Origin of the sequence: Moorena sp. SIO1F2, from assembly GCF_010672755.1 — a bacterium.
Lineage (GTDB): Bacteria > Cyanobacteriota > Cyanobacteriia > Cyanobacteriales > Coleofasciculaceae > Moorena.
The window spans coordinates 1-20,266 of record NZ_JAAHFV010000078.1 but is presented as its reverse complement, the minus strand read 5'-3'; the positions used below and the strand labels follow the sequence as shown (position 1 = coordinate 20,266).

Annotated in this window: 15 protein-coding genes; 8 read left to right on the top strand and 7 right to left on the bottom strand. The window is 42.9% G+C overall.

Annotation, left to right across the window (positions count from 1 at the left end; translation table 11 throughout):
* Positions 1-112 precede the first annotated feature (112 nt).
* Positions 113-2,452: a condensation domain-containing protein gene (locus tag F6J94_RS12300; RefSeq protein ID WP_293040272.1), complete on the top strand. Its 2,340-nt coding sequence runs from the start codon at positions 113-115 to the stop codon at positions 2,450-2,452.
* Here F6J94_RS12300 and F6J94_RS12295 read toward each other — a convergent pair whose 3' ends face one another.
* On the bottom strand, positions 2,453-3,805 hold the full coding sequence (locus F6J94_RS12295; RefSeq protein ID WP_293040269.1) for an oligosaccharide flippase family protein: 1,353 nt from the start codon (positions 3,803-3,805) through the stop codon (positions 2,453-2,455).
* 611 nt (positions 3,806-4,416) lie between these two features.
* Positions 4,417-4,539: a hypothetical protein gene (locus tag F6J94_RS12290; protein ID WP_293040266.1), complete on the bottom strand. Its 123-nt coding sequence runs from the start codon at positions 4,537-4,539 to the stop codon at positions 4,417-4,419.
* 377 nt (positions 4,540-4,916) lie between these two features.
* Between F6J94_RS12290 and F6J94_RS12285 the strand changes: the two genes are divergently transcribed.
* The 4 genes from F6J94_RS12285 to F6J94_RS12270 all read left to right on the top strand — a co-directional run bounded on the left by F6J94_RS12285 (position 4,917) and on the right by F6J94_RS12270 (position 7,732).
* Positions 4,917-5,264 carry a transposase family protein gene (locus F6J94_RS12285; RefSeq protein WP_293040263.1) on the top strand — a complete coding sequence of 116 codons (348 nt, stop codon included), beginning with the start codon at positions 4,917-4,919 and terminating at the stop codon, positions 5,262-5,264.
* 230 nt (positions 5,265-5,494) lie between these two features.
* Positions 5,495-5,815, top strand: coding sequence for a hypothetical protein (locus F6J94_RS12280; RefSeq protein WP_293040260.1), 321 nt, complete (start codon positions 5,495-5,497; stop codon positions 5,813-5,815).
* A complete protein-coding gene (locus tag F6J94_RS12275; protein WP_293040257.1) occupies positions 5,808-6,167 on the top strand; it encodes a hypothetical protein in 360 nt (119 codons plus the stop codon). The genes F6J94_RS12280 and F6J94_RS12275 overlap by 8 nt, the downstream gene beginning before the upstream one ends.
* Before the next feature lie 428 nt (positions 6,168-6,595).
* Positions 6,596-7,732 carry a pyridoxal-phosphate dependent enzyme gene (locus tag F6J94_RS12270; protein WP_293040254.1) on the top strand — a complete coding sequence of 379 codons (1,137 nt, stop codon included), beginning with the start codon at positions 6,596-6,598 and terminating at the stop codon, positions 7,730-7,732.
* Positions 7,733-7,953: 221 nt separating this feature from the next.
* Here F6J94_RS12270 and F6J94_RS12265 read toward each other — a convergent pair whose 3' ends face one another.
* The 4 genes from F6J94_RS12265 to metH form a co-directional block, all read right to left on the bottom strand.
* Positions 7,954-9,045 (bottom strand): NAD/NADP octopine/nopaline dehydrogenase family protein, encoded by a 1,092-nt coding sequence (locus F6J94_RS12265; protein ID WP_293040251.1) that lies wholly within the window; start codon positions 9,043-9,045, stop codon positions 7,954-7,956.
* A 235-nt stretch (positions 9,046-9,280) separates the two neighbouring features.
* A complete protein-coding gene (locus tag F6J94_RS12260; RefSeq protein WP_293040248.1) occupies positions 9,281-9,490 on the bottom strand; it encodes an antitoxin in 210 nt (69 codons plus the stop codon).
* A 484-nt stretch (positions 9,491-9,974) separates the two neighbouring features.
* A complete protein-coding gene (locus F6J94_RS12255) occupies positions 9,975-10,478 on the bottom strand; it encodes a hypothetical protein (RefSeq protein ID WP_293040245.1) in 504 nt (167 codons plus the stop codon).
* Between the two features lie 445 nt (positions 10,479-10,923).
* Complete coding sequence (gene metH / locus F6J94_RS12250; RefSeq protein WP_293040241.1) at positions 10,924-14,535, bottom strand: methionine synthase; 3,612 nt, start codon at positions 14,533-14,535, stop codon at positions 10,924-10,926.
* Positions 14,536-15,258: 723 nt separating this feature from the next.
* On the opposite strand from metH, the gene F6J94_RS12245 reads away from it, so the two are divergent.
* Together F6J94_RS12245 and F6J94_RS12240 are read left to right on the top strand one after the other, a co-directional pair.
* The gene (locus F6J94_RS12245; RefSeq protein WP_293040239.1) at positions 15,259-15,480 is read left to right on the top strand and encodes a hypothetical protein; all 222 of its coding nucleotides are present in this window, start codon (positions 15,259-15,261) and stop codon (positions 15,478-15,480) included.
* A gap of 486 nt (positions 15,481-15,966) precedes the next feature.
* The gene (locus tag F6J94_RS12240) at positions 15,967-16,182 is read left to right on the top strand and encodes a hypothetical protein (RefSeq protein WP_293040234.1); all 216 of its coding nucleotides are present in this window, start codon (positions 15,967-15,969) and stop codon (positions 16,180-16,182) included.
* Positions 16,183-16,353: 171 nt separating this feature from the next.
* Here F6J94_RS12240 and F6J94_RS12235 read toward each other — a convergent pair whose 3' ends face one another.
* Positions 16,354-16,518, bottom strand: coding sequence for a hypothetical protein (locus F6J94_RS12235; RefSeq protein WP_293040231.1), 165 nt, complete (start codon positions 16,516-16,518; stop codon positions 16,354-16,356).
* A 121-nt stretch (positions 16,519-16,639) separates the two neighbouring features.
* Here F6J94_RS12235 and F6J94_RS12230 point away from each other — a divergent pair, with 121 nt between their 5' ends.
* On the top strand, positions 16,640-19,711 hold the full coding sequence (locus tag F6J94_RS12230) for a CHAT domain-containing tetratricopeptide repeat protein (RefSeq protein WP_293040228.1): 3,072 nt from the start codon (positions 16,640-16,642) through the stop codon (positions 19,709-19,711).
* Positions 19,712-20,266 lie beyond the last annotated feature (555 nt).

Genomic DNA, 20,266 nt, shown 5'->3' with positions numbered 1-20,266 from the left:
CAGCCCAGGTGGGGTCGCAATTTGGCTCGAAGTTGGTTAATCTGTTCCATGAGGGTTTGTGGTCTTTGTGGTAATTTCCATCAAACCCTCTCCCTGGCACTTTTTGCAACTTTTGTCCTGTACTGAGGTCAGTAAGACAAGTAAGACATTAGTAGAGAAACTGAACACCCAGCAAATTGGTCAGATGCGGCAATATCTACAGCATCACCTTTGTGGGGAATCTGTTCAATCCGATACGTCTGGTAATAAAAATAAACAAGCTATTTTCATCCTCTGTACCGGACGCTCTGGTTCTACTTTATTAAGGGTGATTATGGCCGGACACCCACAACTTTTCGCACCACCAGAGTTGTATCTGCTTTCGTTTAATACTCTTGCGGAACGCAAAGCTGCTTTTTCTGGGCGCAATAATTTCCTGGGAGAAGGGGTAATTCGCGCTATCATGGAAATCAAAAACTGTGATGGGGAACAAGCACAGCAGATTATGGAGGAGTTAGAGGAACAAAACTTGAGTACCAAGGAGTTTTTCTCTTTGATGCAAGAGTGGCTGCCTGGTCAAATCATAGCTGATAAGACTCCACCTTATGTGTTTAACCCAGAAGTTCTGCAACGTGCGGAGGAAGAGTTTGAAAATCCCCTTTATATCCACCTCCAGCGCCATCCCCTGGCCACAATTCGTTCAATGAAAGAGGCCAGGTTAGATTTGTTGGTGGCCATGGAAGAAAACCAGTTCTCAGTGGAGCAAAAAGGAGAATTGATGTGGTTGATAAGTCACCAAAATATATTAGAATTCCTCAAGAATATACCCAGTTCCCGTCAGCATCAGCTTAAATATGAAGACTTAGTGCAGCAACCCGAAACTACTGTTCATCAGTTATGTGAATTTATCGGGATAGATTTCCATCCCGATATGCTCCAACCTTATAAGGAAAAGAAGCAGCGCATGACCGATGGGGTTCACGCTGTATCCAGGATGATGGGAGATCCTAAATTCCACACTTACAAAGGGATTAATGCCAAAGTTGCTGAGCGCTGGAAGGAAGAATATAAGGTAGACTTTTTGAGCCCAGAAACTTGGAAGGTAGCAGAGTCTTTGGGTTACGATCGCCCCTCGGAGAATTCCCTCAGCAATTCCTTACCCCTTACCGTCGAACAAGAATACATGTGGTGGCGTGCACATCCAGAGGGACTTTACAACAACACTTGGCGCATTTGGCGCATTGAAGGCCCATTAAACCTCAAGGTCTTGCAGGAAGCGATTAAAGAAATTGCCCGCCGTCACACTCCCCTCCACACCACTTTGGAAAAAGTAGATGGTTCTGTGGTACAGGTGGTACGCCCAGAAATGGAGCCAGCTTTTGAAATAGTAGACTGCCCCAACATACCAGAAAACGAAGAGTCCCAGGTAATCCGGAACTATCTCGAAGAATGTTCCCTGCGTCAGTTCGACTTAGTCAACGGTCCGATGCTGCGGGTTAATATCCTGCGTTTGAGCGAAACCTCCCATATTCTCATGCCCTGCATCAACCACGCGACCACTGATGCTTCGTCTTGGGGCTTATTCATTCATGAATTAAACGCTCTCTACTCGGCCTTTGCTTCTGGACAGCCCTCACCCTTGCCACCACTGGCCATGACATTTACCGACTATGCCCAGTGGTATCAGCAATGGCTGCAGGCAGGGACCTTGGACAAGTGCCTCAACTACTGGCGAAAAACCCTGGCGGGAGCGGAACTTTTGGAGTTACCGACCGATCGGCCCCTTCCAGCCAACCCCACATTTCGCCAAGGCTCCGAACCGTTAAAGATTAGTCCCGACTTGAAGAGTAGCTTGGAAAACATCAGTAAGAAAGCCGGGGTAGTTTTATACGTTACTTTATTGTCAGCCTACGGAGTAGTTCTTGGAAGTGTTGCTAACCAAGAAGACTTTGCCATTGATTCCATCTTCGTCAATCGCCTGAGGAAAGAAGCTCAATCCTTAATTGGCCCTTTTGGCAATATCCTACCCCTGCGTTTGGATTTAAAAGGCGATCCTACTTTTGCCGAATTACTTGATCGCATACAGCAAACTGTCCGTAATGGTTACGCCCACAATAGTTTGCCTTTTCTTCAACTCGTGGATATCTGGAAAGCCCAAGGCAAGCAATTCAAATATCCTACCTCCGTAGGTTTCAATGTGATTAATGCAACCAACTCCGAACAACTGGAACTACCTGAAATGGAAGTCTCATTTATCGGGATGAAAAAGAAAGCTGTAGTCAGAAACCTACATTTGCGGATGTTGGCTAAAGACGGAGGTTATTCCGCTGACTTCAGGTACATTACCGATATCTTGGACGGCACGACAGTTGCTCGCATCGCCAGAAAATACCACTTTCTTCTGGAAAGTGTAGTAAAGGAGCCCCAAAAGCCCCTTTCTCAATTACGAGTAATGCTTGATCGAGTGGAGTAACTAGATTCCCTCCGATTTTGAACCCCCTTGAAAAAGTCCCCTGAAAACTAGGGGACTTACTCCTACATATTTCACCACTAAAAAACTGAGCCAAATATTCCACAGCGCTTTAGAGAAAGCTGTAGCTATAGCTGCCCCTACTCCACCGATGAGGGGAATAGCGATCGCATTTAACACGATATTGAGAATAGTCGCATAAATAAAAACGGGTAAAGATTTATTTTGATGACCCGTCATCACCATCAAATAGCCTACAGAACCACATAAAGCACTTACTAAATTGCCTAAAACCAAAATTTTGAGTTGCAAACTCGCTGCGATAAATTCTGAGCCAAATATTCCTAAAATGGGTTGACTGAAGACGGTGAGCAATAAGGAAATAGCCATAGAAGGCCAGAAAATCCACAGGGCAACTGCGGAAACCACCTTTTGCAGACCCTCGATATTGTCTTTAGCGTAAAGGGCTGCGAAACTGGAAGCGGCGACTATATTGATAATGCTCAGCACAACACTAACCCATTGAGCCGTATTCACTGCCGCACCGTACATCCCTGCTTCCTTTGCTCCCAATATTGAACCAACCATAATCGTGTCGATTTTACCAAGAATTTTCAAAAAACTCTGCTGTAATAACAAAATGAAAGCGACACCCAACCACTCTCGAATGGCATAGACCGGCTTGCTGGGTTCAAATTCTTCATTTAACTTAAACAATAACAATCCAAACTGGAATAACAGGGCAGCTAGGAAGGCGATTTCAGCGATCGCGATCGTAGAAATTCCGGTGAGTTCATGACTTGTCTGTATGAACAGAAATGCGCCACAGACTACCAAAACCGGCCAAATTATTTGTGATGGCGCGTAGGCTAAAGTAACATCCTTAGCAGCTCTGGAAGTTTCCAATTGCAAATTTACCAAGGCTTGTAGTGGTATCAGACCGATACCTATTAATAAAGGAGTGGCATAAGCAAAGGGGTGGTAATAATTCAGCAGTAAAATTACACCAGCAGCTAGCAAGCTAAGCAAAAGACTAGCGAGAATAGTCATCAACCAGCTACTGCGCACGATCCCCCGCAACAGTCCCCATTCTTCTTTGACCTGGTACTGGGAGACAAAGCGCAAAACGGTATGGGGTAAACCCAATCCTGCGGGAATTGCTAAGAGGATAGACCAAGCAATCACATATTCATAAATGCCATACTCAGTGGTACCCATCCATCGCGCCAGGAAAACCTGCACTACATAAGTCAGAAGAATACCTGCAAATTTTATGATCAGAGCTATTCCAGCTTCTTTAGCCAGAATACCTAAGTTAAGATTTTCGTCGGTAGTGGAAGATACGGTTTGAGTCATAAATTTTATGGAAATCAAAGAAACGGGGTGAAAACCCAGCTACAAGCCTGATAAATTGCAAAAACACAAGACAGTTATATAGCATTTGTAGTTGAAATGTAAACCTGTATGGTCTTTTTTTATTGGACAATAATACTGAGGATCTCTTTCCACTCTTGCATGGATGCCTTTTTCAGTAATTCGTATGTTTACAACCCAGATACAAAAGCTTTAAGCGTAAGCATTCAGCCGTCAGCCGTCAGCCGTCAGCCGTCAGCTTATTTTATTCAAAAGCACCGATCTAGTAGCACATAAACTGAAAGCTGTTCGCGTAGCGTGCGCGTAGCGCTTAAGCTGATAGCTGATAGCTGATAGCTGATAACTGATAACTGATAGCTGAATGCTTACCTTTAAGCTAATGGGCGTAGCCCATTAGCTGATGACTGAATGCTTAGGATAAAAGTGACAAGAGAATGGGAATATTATCAAGTTTATATCTTAATTTCTGAGCCGAGAAAATTTGGCAGCCTTTTTAAGCTGAGAGATCCCACTCTACAAGCTCAGCAATCGAACTACTCAAACGAGAGTTCTCGTTGACTGACAACACAATCCTGAAGGTATAAATTGATTAATTATTGGTAATAAATTCCTTTTTCTTGCGCCTTGGCTTCAAAATATTCTATTACATCAATCCTCAAAGGCAAAGTTACTTGTTGCTTTATTTTTTTTGCATAATGATTGGGGCGGCTTTTCATATTTCCAAGGTCATCTTCTGGTTTTATGACAAAATTTTAAAAAAAATTACCAACACCACATCGTATTTTTATTGGCGGTAGTGGTGGAAATATACACTCAATTTTGGATTACTGTGAGACTCGCTTAGACCTCGATGGTATTTTAGTGTTAGCGTTAGCAACAGTTGAGCATATTAATACAGCCTATAGTTGGTTTGAGTCTAAACGTTTCCCCCCCTCCGAGCGCGGGATTAGAGCAAATTCCTTCCCCCCCTTATTAAGGGCAGGGCTGTTTCATTATAGAGTAAAAAGGTGTATAGTGAAGCAATAGCCGGATTTTTCCGGCTAATTTCCCTTATATCCTAAAATCAGGGAGAAAAGCTTAATCGACGTTTCTTTTGGAAATACCTGATCATCGCAGTCCTCATGGTCTTCGTCATCCTCTGTGGCTGGTGCTTTTAATCATAATTATGGGGATGATGAGTGGTTATTGGGGTTATCGACAATTGGGTAGATTTGTAGAACGCCACCGCACCCAATTAATTAGTAGACTTAAAATTCCTTGTGCTCGTGTTCCTTCTTATTCAGCAATCAGAAGAGTCATGATTAATTTAGATTACGAAGAACTCCAATTTGTGTTTAATAAATGGAGTAAACAATATAGTATGATTCCCTCTTCAGAATGGATATCACTGGATGGTAAGAGTCTAAAAAATACTGTAACTAACTACGATCGCGTAGCGTGACCAAAGGTCAATCAGGCTCAACAAAACTTTATCAGCTGTGTGTCGGCTTTTGCTCATCAAAGAAGATTATTTTTAGGGGTAAAAATGATGTCAAACAAACAGGAAAGCGAAATTCCCGTCGTTCGATAATTAATTGAGTTATTAGATTTAACGGGTGTCGTATTTACTTTTAGGTGCGACCCGTGGCGAATTTAATTCGCCTACGGAAAGCGCACCTGTGATGCTCTTCATTGTCAAAAAAAACTCTGGCAGCCGTCGTCGATTCAGGGAATGATTATCTAGTTAAAGTAAAAAGAAATCAACCCAAATTATATCAACAAATAGAAAGGGAATCAAACCGGCAAACACCACGACAAAAAGTGACCCATTATGAAAAAACTAGAAACCGTAAAACAAATCGTATTATCGAAGTGTTTGAGCCACCGGAAAACCTTGACCCCAAATGGATTGGGGCTGGTTGTGTGATTAAAGTTTCTGAGACGAAACCTGATTGTTGTGGAGCCTTTATGATTGGCAGGCTATGCATACAAGGGTTAAAACTTGTTGATTAAGGCTCCACTACCTTACGGTAACTTGAAACGCAGTGGAACTCGCGGTAATGAACCCTTCAAAACTATTAGTTATTATCTTTGTTCAAAATCATCTCAATCTCGTCGTTTGATGGATGGAATTAGAGGACATTGGCTGATTGAAAATTCTCTTCATTGGGTAAAAGACGTCATTTATGAGGAAGATATTAGTCCGCAAAAATCCGGATTTGCTCCAAAAAACTTATCTTTGCTCAAAACCTGGGTTTTAACCCTTCTTCGAGCACATGGCTTTGATTCGATTAAGGCAGCAATCAGCGAAGCGATGCAGCGCGGTCTTGGGGAGGCAGCGCGGTCTTGGGGGTTTCCCCCATGAGCGACTGCATCAAGACAATGAGCCATAATCTGAAGTATATTCTCAGTTTTTGTACTTAAGAGTAATTATCTCCGATTATCTTCTATTTTAATGATAATGAAACAGCCCTGCCTTATTAAGGGGGGTTAGGGGGGATACTTGGAATTATCAATGGTTACAGGTGCAGTTATCAAAGTCGGTACCTGTGGGCAAGCTAACTCGGTTTAATCCTCTCAATCCGATCACTATTGTGACGGCTTGGAAGTGCTGAGTTTAAGAGTCTTGAGTTCATAAGTGCTGAGTTCGTAAGTGCTGAATTTTGATACCCGATCTGCCAATCTCCCCATCTATCCAGAAGTTGCGGTGTCATTAACTGATATTATTACTACTGAAAGACTATCGAACAATAGTCAAAAAAACAGTCAAGAAAACGTCCGGAGTATTGCGAAGTGTTAACACCAGGACACATCGAAGCAAATTCTATGGCTCATCTCCAATGTGCTGTATGTGGTAAAGAATATCCGCTAGAACTGCGTTATCGTTGCCAATCTTGCGATGGAGGTGTGTTGAATGTTGTGTACAGAGGTAATCAAAAGGTAGAATCTGGTTCCGGACTGCAGCGTTTTAAAGATTTTGTCCCGATTAAACCCCTGCCAGAATTTTCTTGTCCAGAAACTCCTCTAATTCGATTCGACAATGCTCAATATGTTGACCATGATGGCATTTACTGTAAAGTAGAAGGGGCTTTAGCAACCGGAAACACCAAATATAGACAGAGTTGTATGGCAACACCAGGGTTGTTATGGGGTGGAGTTAAAGAATTTGTAGTCTCCTCTACAGGCAATTCTTCTTCTAGCTTTATGTATTGGGCCAAAGAGCTTGAAGGTCAAATTAGGGTTCATGTCTTTGTTCCCTCAACCCATAGACATCGCTTAAAATTTCAGAGTCCCTATGCCACCATCCATGAAACAGATGTAGATTTTGTGGAAACTGGCAAGTTGGCCAAAGACTATGCTCAAGATCATAATCTATTTTGGGAAGGAGGCTTTTTCAACTTCTTTCGTCGGGAAGGTCTCAAAACAGGGTATATGGAAGGAGCAACCCAAATGGACTTCCAAGTTGATGTAGTCTTTCAACCCATTAGTAGCGGGATGGGGTTTTATGGGGGATATTTTGGCTTCAAGCAGCTTTTAGCCAATGGGTATATTAAAAAAATGCCTCGTTTTGTTGGTGTGCAGCAAGATACTTGTGCTCCTGTGTATACGGCATTTCATGCTAATAGAGAACAAATTGCTGATGAGGATATTATCCGCAACCCCACTGGAAAGGCTGAGGCTATTCTTAGAGGCAATCCTACCGCAACCTACTCTTATTTGCGGGATCTAATTCTAGACACTCAAGGAACGGTTGTTGCCCCAACCCAAGCAGAACTTCTGAAAAGCTATGAGGTTTTACAGCAAGCTGGTATTTCTGCTTGTCACACTGGGGCATTGTCTTTGGCAGCCTGTAAAAAGTTGATTCTTGACGGGTGGATTTCCCCTGAAGAAAAATGCTTGCTCATGGTGACTGGAGGACGGATGTACTAGGCACGTAAGCATTTTCCCTTTGCTGTTATTCACTTTTGAAAATATTGCGTAGGGTGTGTTAGGGGCGGCTCGCCGTCATTTTCTACCTCATAGCCAGGGTTGGGAAAGCCCGCCCCGTAACGCACCACTGGATCAAACAGCTTTAATGAGATATACCCTATATATCCCCAGTAGAACCAGAGAAAAGCTACATAGTTCCAGAAAATCAAGCTCGACTCTTTTTAATTATGTCTCAGTTGCTCCTCTAGCCATTTGTTGTCTAATTCCAGAAACTCAGCAGTCCACGTGAAAGGTTCATCTATAAACTTGCTCCCCAGAGTAATACAACTATCTAAAAATGGGGTATCTACTCCTGTTAGGCGGGCTAACACCTGTAGTGGAAAAGCCCCAAAGGGTAATTCTTCTGAGAGATAGCGATGATGAGGATTCCTGAGAGTAGAATTGTCAAGTGCTTTGATCTGGTGAATGTGTTCGTAAAAAGATGGGCCAGTAGTTCCATAAGCTGTCTTAAAATAATCGTACATATCGCTTAGATCAGGAAACCCTAATGCCTTGGCTATGGCTAGACGATCGCGATCGAAATCACCAATTAAATTAGCAGTGCGAGGACCCATCCCTCGGTAAATATTATAATTTTCTCCTAGCTCCCATCTGGTTAAAGAGGCGATGATTAAGGGAACGTGAAAAACATCATTACATTTATCTAAGTTTACTTCTAAACTCGAAGACAGTGGACGCAAATTCTCGAACAAACCTTGATAGGTAGCAACAATCCGCTCTGTCATATCCGAGTTTTGGGCAGCGACTTTGAACTGTTTTTTAAACCTCTTTATAGCTACTTGGTCGTCACCGTTACCTCGGCAGGCAAAGGGGGTATTATTTACATCTGCAACTGCGGGTAATTGGGTTTCACTCATGCCAAATTCTTTTTGCCACACTTTGCAGAAAACTCGACCTGAAAAACGGCTAGAACAGATGAATAAAATATTGGTTTGAGGGGTCATATATTGCCCCAAAATCCGGGCATAAGATTCAACATCCTGACCTCGACAGCCAATCACAATATTATTGGGTAATTTGCCATCATGAGTGGCGGCAATTTCCTCAATCTGGTTAGAACAAGCTGCAATTGGATAATTACCCGGTGAACATACACCCGTTGAACGAACAATCTTAGTTTGACTAATTGAAGAAGAACGACGAGAAAACAGATCAACGTTATGGCCTTGAGAACTCAGGTGAACTGCTGTGGCTAAACCTACATCTCCTCCACCCACAACAAGGTAATTATCTTGTGACATATCTTGTGACATCAAAAAATATCCTTTAAGCTCTATAATTGTGAATATGTAATTGAAATTATGAACAGCTTATCACAAGAGTTTCACCGATTTTTATGCAGGTTAACTGTAATCTCGAAATTATTGATAATGGAGGCAGCTTATTGACATAGACGCATCAGATTAAAAGTTTTATCATACTAAAAAATAACTTTTTTATGTATTTTTGGAGACAAAATTACATTAGCTTACCCTGGTTTAAGTTCCGCTACTCAAACGATAGTTCTCGTTTACTGACAACACAATCGTGAAGGTATAAATTGATTAATTCTTGGTAAGAAATTCCTTTTTCTTGCGCCTTGGCTTCAAAATATTCTATTACATCAATCCTCAAAGGCAAAGTTACTGGTTGCTTCAATTTCTTGGCATAAGGATTCGGGCGGCTTTTCATATTTCCAAGGTCATATTCTGGTTTCATGGTTTTATCCTCGATAGTATTGACTTTCATTTTTAGTGGCTTTGCGGGCTGAAATTATTCTGATTACTGATTCTTGCTATCGGTAACAATTAACAATCAGTAAAAATCGGTCTTCTATATCAGAGGTTGTCTGAGAAGTCTCATTTGCTACATTCAAGCCTCCTAAATCCCCCGAGCGAGCAATCCCTCGCTCGGGGGACTTTTAGAAGCAAATTGACTCTTATTCCCCCCAAAGTTGGGGGGCTAGGGGGGCAAAATTCAGTATAAAAAAACTTTTCAGATATCCTCTCAGAATGATCTTCGTCCCAAAACTGGATTGCCGCTAGTAGCAATAGGCAATCAAACCACACAAAACATTAAAGGGTTGGCACTTTCGGGTGGATCTCATTTTTATTATTTGACCCAACAGTGGTGCGTTACGGGGCGGACTGTCCCAACTCTGGCTACCGAGAAAATGAGGGCTCCCCTAACGCACCCTACGGAACTACTTATCCAAAACTGATGTCCAGACCTGTACATTCCCTAACCAAGAATTGAGCTGCCCACGATTACAACCCACAGCTTCCCCTTCTGCCTCTAAACTAACGGAATGATTTCCTGAGGAAACAGGGCCGAGATTGATTTGACCTGAGGTCAAGGGAAGGCTACTGAACTGGCCAGGTGCGCCCCTCCACCCAAGGGTACCTGTAGAACGAACACGCTCACCGTCAAGGTAGAAATGGATTTCTATTGGGCCGCAATGAGTAGAAGGGACGTCATACTGGACTTTTAAGACACCGCGCGTTGTTACATCTCTTGCGAAGCGGTTACTGCATACTTGGCCACTGCCATTACAATATATTTCTTCTGGGCCAAACTTTTGAGACTTGATACTCTCCTTAGGAAACAAATTATGCCAATTCGCGATCACAGCTGCCCCCAGTACACCAACCAGGCCAATTACAGCAACAATTATCTCTGTCCTATGACTTTTATCGTGACCACTCATCCCACTTTACCAAAAGTTATGATCATCGACGTTCGATGACTTTTCATTTTGTTGTTTTACCTAATTTATAATTATATATTATAAAGAGTAAATATTCAATCGGTGGACATTGTTCCGAGTCTGTTACCAGTTTATGTAGGGTGGGCAATGCTTGATACAGCTTCACCAAGCTGGGCTTTGCACCTTGATGAACACTGCCCACCCTAAGATTAATAAAAATGATGCAAGATTCCAGTGTTAATCAACTGAAATCTTGCTAGCTTACTCAAATTTCAAAAACCTAAGCCATCAAGCGTTGCTGAATCAAGGAATGAATGTCCAATCATCTGGTTTTGGTCAAGCCCCCGTTGGTCCCCCAAGTTTGGGGGACTTTGAAAGTCTTGTTCCCCCCAAACTTGGGGGGCTAGGGGGGCAAAACCATACCCATAATCAGCAACGCCAGCCATCAAGCAGTAAAATATCTAGCGATGGGGTGGTAAGTTACAATTGCTGTCGTAGATTGCTCTGGATACAATTGCTCACTCTCATCCATGTATAGCTTAATGCGATCGCATTCCAACAAATCCAACTGCTTGTACTGATCCTGGAGATTTGGACAAGCGGGATAGCCAAAACTATACCGTGAACCTTGATAGCGCTGAGCCAACACATCCCGAATGCTATCGGGTTCTCGATCTGCGAACCCTAACTCCCGACGAATCCGAGCATGACTCCATTCTGCCAAGGCTTCAGCCATTTGTACCGCCAATCCGTGGTAATACAAATAATCGGTATATTGATCACCATCAAATAATTTCTTAGCGTACTCTGTGGCAATATCACCTACAGTTACCGCCTGCATTGGGAACACATCGAATTGACCTGCTTCTGCCAACTCCTTCGGTAAAAAGAAATCCGCTATACACAAACGCTTACCAGACCGTTGCCGAGGAAACTCAAATCGTGCCACCTCTTGCAATTCCTTCGAGTCTTTAGCGCCTTCGGAATTCATCCCTTGGGCATCATAAATTATCAAGGAATTCCCCTCAGCTAAACAGGGAAAATATCCATACACCACCTGGGGATGTAACAAGTTCTCAGCAAGAGTTTTTTCCTTCCATTTCGCCAGAATTGGGTCAACCTTTTCCTTCAAAAACTGATTATACTCTTCCCTCGACTGGTCCTTTGGCTTCCGAAACTGCCATTGTCCAGCAATCAACGCCTGCAAATCCAGATACCAAAAGACTTCCTCGAAGGAAATATCTTCTGGCTGGAGTATCTTGGTTCCCCAGAATGGCGGTGTTGGACGCTCAAGATCCAAAGTTACCCCTTCCGAACGATTAGTATCTGGGGGAGTTGAAACGGGAGTTACTGGTTGAGAGTTGTCTTGTGAACCATTCTCCTGCAACTTGTCAACCGCTGAACCATTCTGTTGCAACTTGTCAATGGGTAAGGTGTCAACGGCTGCACCATTCTCTAGCTCATCGATAAACCCTTTGATATCATCCCAGTTACCAGCTGATTTTGCTGGCATTAACTTATCCATGAAATGGAGGTCAGAAAAGGCATCTTTACCATAAACCACCTGACCGTTGTAGGTATTCTGGCAGTCCTTATGGACAAACTTTGGTGTTAGGGCAGCACCCCCTAGAATAACTGGTACCGTAATTCCCCGCTCATTAAAGGTTGCCAAATTATCCTTCATAAAAGCGGTAGACTTCACCAGTAGCCCACTCATGGCAATACAGTCAGCATTGTGCTTTTCATAAGCATCAATAATATTTTCCACTGGCTGTTTAATCCCCAAGTTAATCACCTCGTAGCCATTGTTGGACAAGATGATATCTACTAAATTCTTGCCAATATCGTGAACATCTCCTTTCACCGTAGCAATTACAAAGGTACCTTTAGCATTCTTCCCTGCTTCAGATTTTTCCATATATGGCTCTAAATAAGCCACTGCTGCCTTCATGGTTTGAGCGGATTGTAATACAAATGGCAGCTGCATTTGCCCAGAACCAAATAGTTCTCCTACCACTTTCATACCGTCCAGCAAAAAGGTATTGATAATCTCCAGGGGAGGATATTTTTCTCGGGCTTTCTCCAGTTGTTCTTCTAAACCAATCCGTTCCCCATCAATAATATGACGCTTGAGCCGCTCTTCTACCGATAGGTTTTCATCCTGGGAGCGATCGCGTTTTGTAGTTTTGCCTTCAAACAGGGTAGTCAGCTCGGCCAAGGGGTCATAGGTACACACATCCCCATCAAACTGCCGCTGATCATAAATCAGTTTTCGACAAACCTCTTGATGCTCTGGCTCAATCTTGGCTAAGGGCAAAATCTTACTAGCACTAACAATTGCTGCATCCATCCCTGCTTGCATTGCTTCGTGCAAGAACATGGAATTAAGCACAATTCGAGCTGCTGGGTTTAGTCCAAAGGAAATATTAGAAACCCCCAGCATAACATGACACCCAGGCAATTCTTCCCGAATCCGACGAATGGATTCGATTGTCGCTTTGCCGTTTTCCCGGTCTTCCTCAATGCCTGTGGAAATTGGTAACGCTAGAGTATCAAAGAAGAGTTCATGAGCTGGGATACCATATGCGATCGCATCATTATAAGCACGTTTAGCAATTTCAAACTTCTTATCCGCTGTCCGTGCCATACCATCTTCATCGATAGTACCAATTACCACTCCTGCGCCATAAATTTTAGCTAACTCCAGTACTTTATAGAACCTAGGTTCCCCATCTTCGTAGTTAGTGGAGTTCAGGATACACTTACCCCCAACCACCTTTAAGCCAGCCTCCATCTTTTCCCATTCCGTAGAGTCCAGCATCAGGGGTAAGGTAGAATTTTTTACTAAACGGGAGGCCAATTCGTTCATATCCCGCACTCCATCCCGTCCCACATAGTCCACGTTAACATCTAGGACGTTAGCCCCTTCCCTAATTTGGGATTTAGCCAAAGATACCAATCCATCCCAATCTTCTGCGTTGAGCATGGTGCGGCACTTTTTAGAACCACTAGCATTGAGCCGTTCACCAACAATTAGGAAAGAATTATCTTGGTGATAAGGCTGGGAACTGTAAATCGATGCTGCTGACGGTTCATACTTAGGATGCCGTTCCTTCGGGGTCAGGGTTTTGGCAACCTCCGCTAACTGTTCAATATGAGCTGGCCTAGTACCGCAACAGCCACCAATAACTTGTACTCCCAAATCCTCTACAAAATGCATCAGTGCCATCCGCAGTTCCATGGGAGTAAGCCTGTAGTGAGCGTGCCCTCCGACATTTTCCGGTAATCCAGCATTAGGGATACAAGAAACCACAAATGGGGAACACTCAGACAAGTATTTGATATGTTCCTTCATTTGCTCTGGCCCAGTGGCACAGTTAAGACCAAGGATATCAATCGGGTAAGGCTCTAGAATCGTTAGCGCCGCATTAATTTCTGACCCTACCAGCATAGTACCCATCACTTCCATAGTGATCGATACCATCAGTGGCAGTCTTGCCCCTTTTTTTTCAAATACCTCTTCTACGGCATTCAGCGCTGCCTTAATTTGCAGCACATCCTGACAGGTTTCCACAATCAGCAAATCAGAACCGCCATCATACAACCCTAAGGCTTGTTCCACATAGGCGTTCTTCAAGGTATCAAAATCAATATGTCCCAGGGTAGGGAGTTTAGTCCCAGGACCCATGGCCCCGGCCACAAACCTAGGTTTTTCGGGAGTGGAGTATTCCGCTGCCATCCGTTTCCCTAGTTCCGCAGCAGCTTTATTTAGGTAATAGGCTTGGTCAGCTAGATCATATTCTGCCAGTACAATCGAAGTACCGCCAAAGGTATCCGTTTCAATCACATCTGCTCCCACCTCCAGGAAGCCCCGATGCACCTTTTCCACTGCTTCTGGTTTAGTATGGACAAGGTACTCATTACATCCCTCGTACTCAGGTCCACCAAAGTCTTCAGCGGTAAGGTTTTGGGTTTGGAGAGATGTTCCAGTTGCCCCATCAAATACGATAACCGGGCGCTTTGGGCTATGGAGGTGATTGAGGAAAGGGCTATTCATAGATTCAGTTGCTATTTGTTGACCGTTGACAGTTTACGGAATTGGCTTCATTTATGTCGGCTCTTATAATTAGTTTATCAAAAATCACCCAAATTATTTTATTTTATTTTTGGTATAATTTAAAGATTAGGCAAAATTAGGGGGTTTAAAAAATCAATAATTAATTGTTTATTTTGAAATTTTAAACATAAACTTTCAAGGTTTTATTTAACTTCATTAAAAGGGTAATACCAACAGTAATTTCCCAACTAAATTCTAAACAAAAAGTATTATAATTTAAATATTATGCGTTAATTTTACTAGTTGTGTAAATCCATTAAACCAAATTAATAGCGTTGATCATACTTATAGTGAACAGAACCAGCACGCAATTTATCAGTTTACGTCGGCACGGATATCTTAGAAAATCCCTTGGGATGGTGAGTCCCTACGGTGCAGAAAAAGTTAGGCAGTGCAGGGATTAAAAACACCGGCTTACTTTTGGTAGCCAATTGTGTCCAATTCCAGAAACTGCTGAAAGACAATCTCCTCTAAAAAATGCTATAATATAGAGTAACTATGTGATGGGAAAGACCATGCAAGTTAAAGACTTGACTATTGAAGAGTTTAAGCTGCTCATCCTGAAGCTGCTTTTGCCCAGTGGGTTGCTATGGCCTGCAAATTAATATTGGTCGGGCAATTACGACTATTTCATGATTCCCCTCGAGAAGAGAGTGTGGGGAGATGGGGAGATGGGGAGATGGGGAGATGAGGAGATTTTTATTGCATTCGCGTAGCGTGGCCTTAGGCCAATCCTGTTCATCTCACCATGGGATCGCCTCAAGGTCAAAATGCGAACGCGCCCCGCGTGACCTTAGGTCAATCGCATTCATCCCATCCTATGATGCCCTCAACTTTTTCCTGTTCCCTATTCTCTTGTTTAGATCTCAACTAAAAATGCTATAGCTATTTCAGCTTCCTGTCTTTTGTTGCCATAAAAGACAGGAAGCTAATTTTTTGATTACCAATAATAACTCGAATTAAGTAAGCCTTCAGCTGAAGGCTGATAGCTGATAGTTTACATTATAAACCAAATATAGCAATTCTCTATGCCATGAGGTACAAAGGGATCCCCCTAAGTCCCTATTATCAAGGGGGACTTTGACCTCATAAATCCTAGAAAGGGATCCCCCGTTGGTCCCCCTTATCAAGGGGGACTTTGACCTCATAAATCCTAGAAACGCTACAACCCAAAAGCTGATGATAACAACACCAGAAAATTATCAGCTTTGTTTTAATACTATTACCTCTTACTTTTTGCCATACTCTCCACACTTTCCACATTCTACTATTGGCCATATTTCGTAATAAAAAAAAAATCCCAAACCCCTTGACATTTTAATTAATTTATTTATATATTAATAACAGAACCACTTAAGAGGAAAGATTCTGATGACTGAAAACATTCCCCCCACCCCAGACAACCAAGGTCGCAAACCTAAGAAATCCAAGCTCTTGTTGATCGGAACTCCTAAACAGGTTCGCGATACAATTAATGCCCTGTATTCCCTTAAGTATGCATACCCCTATGAGTGGAGCACTCCCGAGCCCACCGAAAAGCCTGGTGAGGTGATGACCACTTTGGTGCGATATTTTTACTTAGACTAGGATAGGAATTTGCCAGGGCTTTGACGCCCTGGCCACCATCAAGATTGAAAGTTGTTTTCTGAAGCGGGATGAAGTAGTATGGAATAGCATAAATCGGAGGTTAGAATGTGGTTGCTTTCGAGCAATTGCTGACTAACTCTGGTGGAATGTTTTTAGTCATCAGAATTTATTTCATTGAGTTGACCTATTGTGTACTCGTTTTTGTGTACACAATAGAATTCGGTCAAGACTTGGGGTTAACCAGAACTTGACCGAATTTTTTTTATTGTTATTTATCGCAAAGGGAGTAGGGAGTAGGGAGTAGCGATGCAGCGCGGTCTTGGGGGTTTCCCCCATGAGCGACTGCATCAAGACGGGAGTAGGGAAGAAAATTTATATTTTTGTAGAAAGCGCTATAGTTAAAGAAATTATCAATTGGGTGAAGTACTTACTAGGAGCAGAGAGTAGGGAGTAGGAAATGGAGAAACAAAGACTACAAGCATACGTCAACCTGATCAAGCAACTGCTAACTTGTTCCAGCGGTGAAGAAGTCCAAATTATTGAGAGCAACCGCGAGTTAGTGGATGCAGAGTTATTGCAGGTAATGGCACAAGTAGCAGAACAACTAGCAGCAAATGGCGACCAAAATAGCGCTGATGTTTTACTCCATCTTAGGAGTGATATTTTAGCCGTAATATCAGAAACCCCTACCTCAACTAATCCCTCATCCCAAGACTATCTGAAATTATTTAAACAGATATTGCAAGCAACTGGTAACAGCAATGGCGACCCCAAAGTCGTGTACCCACTTTTGGAAGCAAACCTAGACAAACTCGATGATAACTTTATCGATATCTTGCAAAGGTGGACAAGTGCTAAATTATCAGAAGTGGAACCAAAAACAGCACAAGACATTGCTAATAATATCTGGTATTTCAGCGACCTCATCCAGCAGTTTCCCCTGGGGAATAAAGCTAATAATATAGAAATCGCCATTGCTGGTTACGAACAGGTACTAAACGTCTTTACTCGTGAGAGTAACCGGGAAAGTTGGGCAGGGACTCAAAACAACCTGGGCAATGCCTACATTAACAGAATCCGTGACAACAGGGCATTGAATCTCGAAAAAGCGATTAAAGCATACGAAGTAGCATTGGAAGTTCGCACCGAAGAAGACTGCCCCATCCACTGGGCAATGACTCAAAACAACCTGGGTATAGCCTACTGTCAAAGAATTCACCACGACAGGTCTGAGAATGTCGAAAAAGCTATTAAAGCATTCCGAAGAGCTTTGTCAGTTTACACCAAAGAAAACTTCCCCATCCACTGGGCAATGACTCAAAACAACCGGGGTACTGCCTACCTTTACATAATCCATGGCGACAGGGCTGACAATCTAGAAAAAGCGATTAAAGCATTTCAACTAGCATTGAAAGTTCGTACCCAAAAAGACTTCCCCATCCACTGGGCAACGACTCAAAACAACCTGGGCATTGCCTACCGTGACCGAATCCGTGGCCACAGGGCATTGAATCTCGAAAGAGCTATTAAAGCATTCCGACTAGCATTAAAAGTTCGCACCAAATCAGACTTCCCCCAAGATTGGGCAGATACTCAAAACAACCTGGGAAATGCCTATCGTGGCCGAATCTGTGGTAGTAGGCAAGAGAATCTCGAAAAATCGATTGAAGCATTCCAACTAGCATTGTCAGTTTGCACCAAATCAGACTTCCCCATTGATTGGGCAGGGACTCAAAACAACTTGGGCAATGCCTATAGCCAGAGAATTCGTGGTGATAAGCAAGAGAATCTGAAACTTGCTATTGAAGCATACCAAGGAGCATTGGAAGTTTACACCCCAGAAGCAGATCCGATTAACTGTCTCCGAACTTCCCGCAACTTAGGCCACCTTCACTTTGGCGAAGGTAACTGGCAAACCGCCATCGATGCCTACCAACAAGGAATCACCGCAGTCGAAATCAGTCGCAGTTGGGCAATTAATGATCAAAATCGTCAACAGATTATGGCTGACGCTATAGAAGTTTATCACAAACTAGTGCAAGCCTATATCAATATAGAACAGAAGGATAAAGCCATCGAAACAGTCGAGCGCAGCAAAGCCCGGGACCTAGTGCAACTGCTCACCAACCGCGACCTTTATCCAAAAGGTAATGTTCCCCAAGGGATAATCACCGAGTTAAATCAACTACGTCGAAACATTCCATCATTGGAAAAACAGTTACAAGTAGTTTTTGATAAACTATCAGGAAATAGCGATGACAAACAACAACAGCAACGACAATCTTTAGAGGAGTCACGGAAACGACTACAGCAAGAATTACAGCAGTCGCGACAGCAGCTAGATCAGGTACTAAAGCAAATCAATGATAACTATGACTCCAGTTTCAGTCTAACTCAAACCGTGGAAACTATTCCCTTTAGGGATATTCAGAGCCTGATTGATCAAGGCACCGCTATCATTGAGTGGTATGTTACCAGGGATAAAATTCTTACCTTTATTGTCAGCAGTCACAAGCAGCAGCCCATAGTTGTGTCATCCTCTGCTGAAAAGCTGGAAAGGTTGGAAGAGTGGGATAAAGACTATACCAATGCCTACCGCAACCAAAAAAATCAATGGATAACTAATCTATCCACTCGCCTCGCCGACCTCGCTACAATATTAGATATTAATAACATTATTTCCGAGATTGATCGAATATTTGAGAACGTTGGGGATAAATGCGATCGCTTAATTCTAGTGCCCCATCGTTTCCTGCATCTGTTTCCACTCCATGCTTTACCTTTATCAAAGGATAATTTACTTATCGATCGCTTTGAAAGAGGAGTAAGTTATGCCCCTAGTAGCCAGTTACTGAAACTAACAAAACAACAACATCGCCCCGACTTCAATAACTTATTTGCTATCCAAAACCCAACTAGACCTGAAGCAAAACCCTTGCCTGGCTCGAAACTAGAAGTTGATAAAATCCGACAATACTTTGACCCCAAGCACAGTATAGTTCTTGCTGAAGCAGAGGCAACCGAAGCCAAACTAAATCAAAATATCAAGCAACTCCGCTCTGCTCACTGTGTCCACTTTTCTTGTCATGGCAAGTTCGAGCCTAAATCTCCCCTAGAATCAGCCCTACTTCTAGCAGATGCAGACCTAACCTTGTACAAAATTTTTAAACTTGATCTCAATCAATGTCGTATTGTCGGCTTTTCTGCCTGTGAAACTGGGATGACCCTTTCAAGTAACGAAGACGAAGATACTGGCTTACCTAGTGGTTTAGATGAGTATATTGGTTTGCCTAGTGGTTTTCTCTATGCAGGTAGCCCTAGCGTTGTCAGCACCCTCTGGAAAGTCGATCCTCTAGCCACTGCTTTATTGCTGAATTTAACAACAACTTTCAGTTTACAACAATTGTTATCGAAAATAGCGCTTTATATTATATTTAAAGCAATCCGTGTCGAAATTTTGATAATTTTTCTTCCCTACTCCCTACTCCCTACTCCCTACTCCCTTCAAACACCTTCAGGGCATCCGTGAAATAAATTGTACCAACAGGGGGGCGCTAAACAACAAAGCGATATCAATAACGGTGATAGTGGCGAAGCGAATCTTTTGACTACTCATAATTACTTATTTCCTCATTTATCAAGGTAGCTTAAATTGTTTTAACCCTACTCGACACTGCCTGCTTCCTTCAAACACTTTCAGGGCATCCGTGAAATGAATTGTACTAACAGGGGGGCTGTAAACAACAGAGCGATATCAATAACGGTGATAGTGGCGAAGCGAATCTGTTGACTACTCATAATTACCTATTTCCTCCAGCAGTTATCTAAAACTTCTTTAAAGTTGATGTGAATATACTACAGTCCACAATAATTTCACTGCACCGACTTAGCTCACCCACCTTAGTGATTTTTTCAACCGATTGGTGTGATCTGGATCACAATAGCAAAGGTAACAGGGAGTCGGGAGTCGGGAGTCGGGAGTCGGGAGTCGGGAGTCGGGAGTCGGGAGTGGGGAGTGGGGAATCGGGAGTGGGGAGTCGGGAGTCGGGAGTCGGGAGTCGGGAGTGGGGAGTCGGGAGTCGGG